Below are 5,959 nucleotides of genomic sequence, written 5' to 3' on the forward strand. Positions count from 1 at the left end.
GATGTTTTCGAGCCGTGCGATCGCGCGTTCCGAGCTGATGTCGCCATAGGCCGATGCCAATACGAAGCATTCCTTGACCTCAAACCGATACCTGTTCGGCAGAAAGGCGTTGTCCTGTGCACGCATCAGGATGGGATGGGGATTGTTCTGCGCCTGCCCGCCAGTCGGGGCATCCAGTCCGCCCAGCAGCGCGACACGAACGAATGTTCCGGCAGGGATGTAACCCATGTTCGTGTCTTGTGTGTCTTCCTTGGTCTGCACCGGCGCTTGGCTTACTTCGAAGGAAGCAATCCCAGGCTCGCGTGGTGGCTCTTGGTGAATCGGTTCAATCTCGGGCATGGATGTCGCTTGGGGCTGCGGTGGCTGAACCAGTGGTGGCAGCGGCGGCAACAGAGATTCCGTGGTCGCGCCAGCTTCGGGCTTTGACGATTCCATGGTGGCCATCTGCTCCTTCAGCCCTTTGATGACCTCATTCATTTGCTGCATTTGCGCCGATGACTGCTCCATCCAGATATCCTTTGGATTGGCGGCCGCTCCGGGTGTCGCGATGTTGGTTGGTTCGGCATCCTGCTGACTGGTGGACGTGGCCACTTGAGGCGCAGGATCACCCATCAAGGATGCCGACAAGAACGAAAGGAACAATATGGCCGAAGCAGCGCCGCCCAATAGCAGATACTGCCGATTCTTGGGGCTCATGCTGGCCAGCTTCTCGGAAATTGACATTATTCGGCCTCGCTGATGACGATGACGCGAGTTGACTGTCCGGCCTCCAGCGTCAGCTTCTCAACTGTCACCGACTGCACTCCAGTACGATAGAACTCACGCTCATCCATGACGATTCGCTTGTCGGATGTGTTGGTCAGAACATAGGCTTCACCGCGCAAACCGCGCAGATCGATGATCCGCACGAGCTCGAATCGCGTGCCTTTCCATAGTGGGATGACCTCGCTCTTGCGATCGCCATGGCCATTGAACAAGGCAACGGTGGCATTGATGATGTCGTCGTTCCTCGGTTCGTTCTTTCCGCTCGGAGGGATGGCTGAACCTCTCAGACCTCTGCCGCGAACGATGATCGTTTCAGCCGGAATGTCCTCGACTTTCAGTAGCAGCTTGTAATGCTGTCCGTCTTCGTCAGTGACATACGCGCTCATCATCGGCTTGTCGGATGTCGGCTTGAGCCATGCTGATCCGGTGTCTGGCTCGGGCGTGATGGTGAACAAACCTTCCGCGCCATGGATACGCCGGATTTTCCGGCCATCGACGGTAATCAGATTCGGCTCGTGTCGGGAGATCACTGCGGTCGTAGCGTCCGTCGGCGACCCTTGGAACACAATCTGTGCCGCTTGAAGCTGTAGGCTATTGAGGAGTAGCGCCGATACCAAAAATGTCTTTTTCATTTGTTTCCTTGAACTCAGTAACAAAAATTCTTCCATTCAGATTCTGGAAGGCGATCACATAAATCACTTGCTTGATGGATATCCTTTTGTCCTGCACGTATGTCTCAAGGTCGCCATATATGGCAACGCGCATGAGCTTTTCATCCGCCTTGACTGCTCGCACAGTGAACAGCGTCGATGCAGAATTCTTTTCCATGAACTCCAGCCGTGCCGTCATTTCAGCCGCAAGCTGTCCTGATTTCTGCGGACTTGCGTATTGCAGAAATAGCTTCTTCTGGTATTCGCCAGTTGATTTGGTTGCAGACAGCGCCAACCCTGCATACCAATAGGCCATCTGCTCCAGGTAGCTTTTCGATACACCATCTGCAGACACCCAGAAGCTCCTCTCGATGTGCGGTGGTGTGATGATGGTTTTTTCCGTCCCCAGTGTTCGCGAGATCAGAAAGCCCTCCATGATGGAAAGGACGAGCAGTCCTCCAACAACAAGCCGGAGAAACGAGATCTCGGCCGCCTTTTTTTTGTGCGTCGAAGCGATGTGTTGAGGTGTCATGGTTAGCCTAAGTAATAACGACAGTCAGATGGAGGCGTTATCTGAGTCTTGGGAGAAACGGCGCTTGGCAGCCACCAGTACATGAGGTGGGCGGCGAACTTGGGGTGTTTCCCTGACTTCAACCGCCCATAGGCGTATGCCACCAGACCTCCACCGATGATCCCGGACAGCATCATCCCCAGCGACACGCCAAGCCCGATAATCAGCACGGCGAGAATGAATTGGTCAGCTTCCCAAAAAAAGAACTTCTCTTGCTGGTCGAGTGTTCGGGGGATGTAACCAGGTTCCATATCGCCGAGCCTCCTATGCTTCCAGCTTTTCAGGCTTTGCCGGCTTTTGCTCGAAGACCGTCTTGATGAGCCAGCCGATGCCGATCCCCGTAGAGATGCCAGTGATGTTTGCAGTGAATGCGGCTTGGTCGGTTATCGTCGAACCGGGCAGAAGAATCCCGAGCGCGATGAATACGCCCGCGATGATGAGGTTTTTGATGTAGTCCTTGTTAGACAGCATTGCTGTTCTCCTTTTCAGATTTGTCTCGACCACCAGACTGTTAATCTGGTGGTGTTCGAGGGCAGTTAGATCGTTGCGGTCAGCAGGCCGTTGACCACGCCCGGCAGGTACGCCAGGAACACAGCGAATCCAATACCGGAGAGAATCGGCATCGGGCTGCCGCGACCCAGCGACATGAGGGCACCAACCACAATTGCTGCGATCGAGATTGCACGTGCTGCATAGCCGCCGGCGATACCCATGACCCAGTTGTAGAGCGCCAAGAACTCAGCACCAGTCGTACCCGCGAATGCGGAGAACGGAACGAGCATGGCCAGCGCCAGGAGAAGTTGTTTATTGAGTTGTTGCGATTTCATCTTTTCATTCCTTGTGTAGTTAGAAAGTTGTTTTAGGGGAGCGCTAGTCACTTATTCATTTGCCCCTCCCCTATCTGCCGAGAAATAATCGTTACCCTTCTTTTTTCCTTGAAGGCCGGCTCACGCCTGTCATACGGCGCCGCACGGCAACACTCGGCTTTGGTGGAAAGTGCGATCTGGGCCTTGATGCCGCGTGCTTTGATCCATGCGGCAATATTCAGGGCACGTTTTCTGGCAAGACTCCGATTGAATTTGCTGGTTCCAATGTCATCAGTTCTGCCAATCAGCTCGATCTTCATGTTGTTCAAGCCGCGAATGCTTTCCTCGAATTTTAGAAGTTCGCTTTCACCGTCGGCGTTCGGCTGACTCATGCCAAAGTCAAAATGAATCTCGTACTGCTGCTCTGCGATCTCTTCATGGGCTTTCGGAGTTTCCTGCAGCGATACTGGCGGAAGCGCTGGCACTGGCGCAGGTGCCAATCTGGATTTCTTCACCATCTCGGATACCAGGACCTCCAAGGGAATTGAGTCGTCAATTTCTTTTGGCGTTGGTACTGGGCAGTTTTCGCGGCACACTTTGAACCTCCCGTCCAAATACCCGATGTTTGCTTCCCATCGCTCTTGAGAGATGTTCTCCAGGTTGCTGGCGCAGCCTGCGAGGGCGAGGACAAGCAATGGAATTAATACGTGCCGTGTGTTCACCTGCGATCCCCTGTATTTCTGGTTTGTGCATGCAATGCGGCCGCGACCTTCCTTGTGTAGCTAGCAGCCCTTGCCGGATTCTTCGAGTTGTACGCACCGACGGCTTCCCACCTGTAGCCCATGCGTGAAATGTTGTTCGCCAAGATCCAAGCGCCAACGTGCGTGTTGGTGCATGCGTTCAACAACTGGGATTTGGTAATGCCGTACTTGGCCAGTCTCGGTAGCCAGTAGGAATTGATCTGCATGTGCCCGAGATCTGTTGAGCCATTCTTGTTCGTGTTCCGTGCAGAAGGATTTCCGCGAGACTCCACATGGGAGATAGCTCGCAACAGATTCTCTGGTACACCATAACGTGCAGCAGCCTGCCCGAAGCATTTGGACTCACCAGCGAAAGCGAGCGCACAGCAGGCAAGCATCAAGAAGAAAAGCAGCCCGCTCATAATGTGATTCGTGCTCACTGGGCCTCCTCGTGCTGCTTCTGTTTTTGCATCCCGCAGTAAGGGCAGTTGTCGGTCTTTTTCGTTTGCTTGGTGTCGAGTAGATACCCGGCCTTGCAGTTCCTGCAGAAGCCCCATGAGACCCAGCCTGATTTGACATCGCGCACTGCATACCAGGCCGCATTGATGTCTATCGGAGTTGCCCCATCGGCGAACAGCTTTGCGACTGCCCAAGCATCCATAAATGCCTCAACCGGAGACCGGAGCTTCCTCTCCGCGCCAAAGTACACCGCCACCACTGTGGCAAGCGCTACCGGCGATTGACCGCTCTTGATGTAGGCCATGGTGTCATTCGGCATCCGGCCCTGCATCGGCGCATCATCTCCATGGATGGACTTGCGCAAATCGAGCAGCTGGCCCCGTGCGATGCCGGTGATGGAATGCACAAGAGCAATGCGCATCCCGTCCCTGATCAGGGTCGCGGCATAGGACTGCGTTTGGGCGATGGTTTCGTTAAGCATGGGTTACCGAGCTGGAAGCAACCACATTGGCCATGTACGCCTTACGACGAGCCCCTTGGGGGAGCTCTTTCATCTGATCGAAGTGCCCCTCGTGTAGATTCAGGTGGAAGCAAGGAGCAATCATGTCTTCCGCGAGAGCATCGATCTCCTCAAGCGTCATGTTGCGTACCTTCTGCATCAGCCAGCCAGGAACGCAGGGGCTCAGGAGCGGGTGTTTTGCATTGGCCATTTGCTGGACAACCAGCAGGAATCGCCGATTCAGCGTCACGATGTCCTTTTGCAAGGAATTTGTGGTGCTCATTTAGCTTGTCCTCCCGTCATCTTTTCCAAGAAAGCGCTTTGGCGAGCTGGCAGGCGGCTCAGTACCTCGTCTGTTGGGCGTTGTCCGTTCAGAAACGCCTTGTTTTGCGCCTCGTCGTGACTTGCCTGAGCGGCAGCCTCTTCCCGCGCCTGCACCACACTGATTCCCCTCTCTGGGGTGAAAGTGCCGCTCATCGCACGCTCGGCCATTCCGCGGATGTAGCCTGCTGGGTTGCTGATTGCCCTGTGCTTCCGTGCACCGATCAACTCGTCGACCAGTTGTTGCCAAAACTCCTCCCCCACCCCGGTGCTGACCAGCACCGCTTGGATCGAGTCACGCTCGGCTTGAGGGGTTTGGGGTGGAAAAATCAAATCATCCACCACCACCACGGGTTTGGTTTCTCCGGAGGAGGAGCTTGTGGTGGTGGTGTTACCAGATACAAGATACCTGTTACCCTCGGCCCCATCCTCTGGGGCATCAGGTGCGGCATGCGATGGGGCATCAGAACCCATCTGTTGATGGGTTTGCACGTTTACCGATGGGGCATCTGATGGGGCATTGGATGGGGCATTGGATGGGGCATCCGGTGCTGTCTTGATGGGGGATGGATACCCGATTTCTTGGGTGTTGATCCCCATCGCTTCCAAGCTCTTTCCAAAGGCCACCAGCCAATCCCTTGGGATGTCGGCAAATTGTTTCCGCGCATGGCTGATCAACTTGGACTTTGGACTTAGGGCAACTGCGACTGAGTTATGCTTCCACCAGATCTTCACCCAGACCCAACCTGAATCTGTGTATTCGATGAGGCCTTTCTCCTGGAGGCGCTTGATCACAACGAGCATTTGATCGGCAGTCCAGCCCATCTCTGCGGCCGCGATCCGCCAGACCACGCGATAGCAACCGATGATGTTGGAAGATGGGCTGGTGAGCAGATACAGCAGCGTAGCTGTATCTTCTTGGCTCAATCCCCAGATTTGGGAATCGCGCCAGAAATCATCACTGATGGTTCTTTGCCTCATCGCGACTCCTCTGATGGAGTCGCAACCAAAACCCAATGCGACGATTTGTTGTAGGCTTGCGGTTGTTTCCCGCTCGGCGAGCTTGAGACGAACTTGAAAAGGGGAACGCGCAGCAGTGTTGCTGTCCGGGGCACCCATACCCCTCGCAGCAACTCAGATGACGTGTG

At 54.9% G+C, this 5,959-nt stretch carries 11 protein-coding genes; all 11 read right to left on the reverse strand.

The window, feature by feature from the left end; all coding sequences use genetic code 11:
• The coding region (locus tag ACYCZ5_RS13730) for a TraB/VirB10 family protein (RefSeq protein ID WP_461545368.1) at positions 1-696 on the reverse strand (696 nt) is incomplete at its 3' end.
• A gap of 26 nt (positions 697-722) precedes the next feature.
• A complete protein-coding gene (locus ACYCZ5_RS13735) occupies positions 723-1,397 on the reverse strand; it encodes a TraK domain-containing protein (protein ID WP_461545369.1) in 675 nt (224 codons plus the stop codon).
• Complete coding sequence (locus ACYCZ5_RS13740; RefSeq protein ID WP_461545370.1) at positions 1,357-1,947, reverse strand: TraE/TraK family type IV conjugative transfer system protein; 591 nt, start codon at positions 1,945-1,947, stop codon at positions 1,357-1,359. Before ACYCZ5_RS13740 ends, ACYCZ5_RS13735 begins: the two co-directional genes overlap by 41 nt.
• Positions 1,948-1,949: 2 nt before the next feature.
• The gene (traL, locus tag ACYCZ5_RS13745) at positions 1,950-2,237 is read right to left on the reverse strand and encodes a type IV conjugative transfer system protein TraL (RefSeq protein ID WP_461545371.1); all 288 of its coding nucleotides are present in this window, start codon (positions 2,235-2,237) and stop codon (positions 1,950-1,952) included.
• Between the two features lie 13 nt (positions 2,238-2,250).
• A complete protein-coding gene (locus tag ACYCZ5_RS13750; protein ID WP_461545372.1) occupies positions 2,251-2,457 on the reverse strand; it encodes a hypothetical protein in 207 nt (68 codons plus the stop codon).
• A gap of 65 nt (positions 2,458-2,522) precedes the next feature.
• Entirely contained in the window at positions 2,523-2,813 is a 291-nt protein-coding gene (gene traA / locus ACYCZ5_RS13755; RefSeq protein ID WP_461545373.1) for a TraA family conjugative transfer protein, read from the reverse strand.
• Between the two features lie 47 nt (positions 2,814-2,860).
• Entirely contained in the window at positions 2,861-3,514 is a 654-nt protein-coding gene (locus tag ACYCZ5_RS13760; protein WP_461545374.1) for an OmpA family protein, read from the reverse strand.
• Positions 3,511-3,972: a lytic transglycosylase domain-containing protein gene (locus ACYCZ5_RS13765; RefSeq protein ID WP_461545375.1), complete on the reverse strand. Its 462-nt coding sequence runs from the start codon at positions 3,970-3,972 to the stop codon at positions 3,511-3,513. The genes ACYCZ5_RS13760 and ACYCZ5_RS13765 overlap by 4 nt, the downstream gene beginning before the upstream one ends.
• The gene (locus ACYCZ5_RS13770; protein WP_461545376.1) at positions 3,969-4,472 is read right to left on the reverse strand and encodes a FlhC family transcriptional regulator; all 504 of its coding nucleotides are present in this window, start codon (positions 4,470-4,472) and stop codon (positions 3,969-3,971) included. The genes ACYCZ5_RS13765 and ACYCZ5_RS13770 overlap by 4 nt, the downstream gene beginning before the upstream one ends.
• Positions 4,465-4,773, reverse strand: a complete 309-nt coding sequence (locus ACYCZ5_RS13775; protein ID WP_461545377.1) for a hypothetical protein — start codon at positions 4,771-4,773, stop codon at positions 4,465-4,467. Before ACYCZ5_RS13775 ends, ACYCZ5_RS13770 begins: the two co-directional genes overlap by 8 nt.
• Positions 4,770-5,930: a hypothetical protein gene (locus ACYCZ5_RS13780; RefSeq protein WP_461545378.1), complete on the reverse strand. Its 1,161-nt coding sequence runs from the start codon at positions 5,928-5,930 to the stop codon at positions 4,770-4,772. The genes ACYCZ5_RS13775 and ACYCZ5_RS13780 overlap by 4 nt, the downstream gene beginning before the upstream one ends.
• Positions 5,931-5,959: the final 29 nt, after the last annotated feature.

This window comes from Sideroxydans sp., assembly GCF_054604835.1.